This is a genomic window from Pseudomonas sp. NPDC089996 (assembly GCF_044748405.1).
GTDB lineage: Bacteria > Pseudomonadota > Gammaproteobacteria > Pseudomonadales > Pseudomonadaceae > Aquipseudomonas.
In genome coordinates this window covers 1-1,432 of sequence record NZ_JBIVGA010000048.1, presented here as the reverse complement: position 1 = coordinate 1,432, position 1,432 = coordinate 1, and the positions used below count along the sequence as shown (strand labels likewise).

General features: G+C 52.4%; 1 protein-coding gene. It reads left to right on the top strand.

All coding sequences use genetic code 11. The features are described 5' to 3' along the window. Positions 1 to 49: 49 nt before the first annotated feature. Positions 50 to 1,404, top strand: a protein-coding gene (locus ACIPW4_RS27330; protein ID WP_400663784.1) for an IS3 family transposase whose coding sequence is annotated in 2 segments (ribosomal slippage) — positions 50 to 520 and positions 523 to 1,404 — 1,353 coding nt in all. Because the reading frame shifts where the segments join, the coding sequence is not laid out codon by codon here. Positions 1,405 to 1,432: the final 28 nt, after the last annotated feature.

Below are 1,432 nucleotides of genomic sequence, written 5' to 3'. Positions count from 1 at the left end.
TGGACTGCCCCCAAGAAGTTGGACAAAAAATCCAACCCTTGGGGGACCTATGGGCAAATACACAGAGCAGTTCAAGCTCACAGCCATCTCAGCCTACCTGGATGGCAATAATGGCTTCCGCAAGGTAGCCCAGCTTTTCGGTGTCGACTACAGCTTGCTACGCCGGTGGGTTTCAAGCTATCAGAGCAAGTCCAGCCTTTCTCCGCGCTCAAACGGGCAGCGCTATGACGACGATTTCAAGCGGCAGGTGCTGAGCTTTATGCACGAGCATCGTCTTTCCATGCGTCAAACCGCAGCGCATTTTGGCCTCGGCCAATCGTCGCAGATAGGCAATTGGCAGCGGCAGTACTACAGTGGTGGCCTTGTAGCTCCTGTCGACCGCCAGAAAAAGCCGATCAAAGTGCCGAAGAAGATCAAACCAGCAAAACCCACAGATACTGACGACTCGCAAAAGCCCCGAGACCAGCTGCTGGCGGAGCTCGAATACCTGCGGATGGAGAATGCTGTCTTAAAGGAGCTCAAGGCTTTGCGGGAGGAAAAGGAACGAATACCGGGGAAAAAGTCCTGATCGTTTCCAAACTCAAGTGTAGGTTTCCTTTGCCTGACCTGCTGCGGCTGATCGGGCTGGCTCGCAGTACCTTTTACTATCAGGTGCAGAGCCAACAGAAGCCGGACAAATATGCCGAGCTAAAAGAGAAGATTCAGCAGATCTACCATAAGGAGAAAGGGCGCTACGGCTATCGACGCGTTGCACTCGTGATCAGGAAAGGTGGGGTGTTGGTCAACAAAAAGGTCATCGAAAAGCTGATGACTGCCCTGAGTCTGAAATCACTGGTGCGGCCCAAAAAATATAAGTCGTACCGAGGTACTGTTGGCAAGATAGCGACGAATCTGCTGGAGCGAAATTTCGTCGCCCAGCGTCCCAACCAGAAATGGGTAAGTGACGTAACCGAGTTCAAGGTGGCTCAACAGAAGCTCTACCTTTCACCAGTGATGGATTTGTACAACGGGGAAATCATCGCCTACGAGACAGATACTCGCCCTCAGTACAGCCTGGTTGGAAACATGCTCAACAAAGCGCTCAAGACCTTGGGAGAGAAGCCCAAGCTAGTGCTCCACACCGACCAGGGATGGCAGTACCAGCAGACTCAGTATCGCCACACGCTCCGCAATCATGGCGTGAAACAGAGTATGTCTCGCAAAGGTAATTGCTTGGACAATGCAGCTATGGAAAGCTTCTTCGGCACGCTCAAGGCAGAGTTTTTCTACCTCAAGCGCTTCGAGAGTATTGATGAACTGAAAGCGGGCCTGGATGAGTACATTCACTACTACAACCATGACCGCATCAAGCTGAGGCTCAATGGCCTGAGCCCTGTCGAGTACAGGACCCAGGCGGCAGCTTAAAACTGTCCAACTTTTGGGGGGCAGTCCA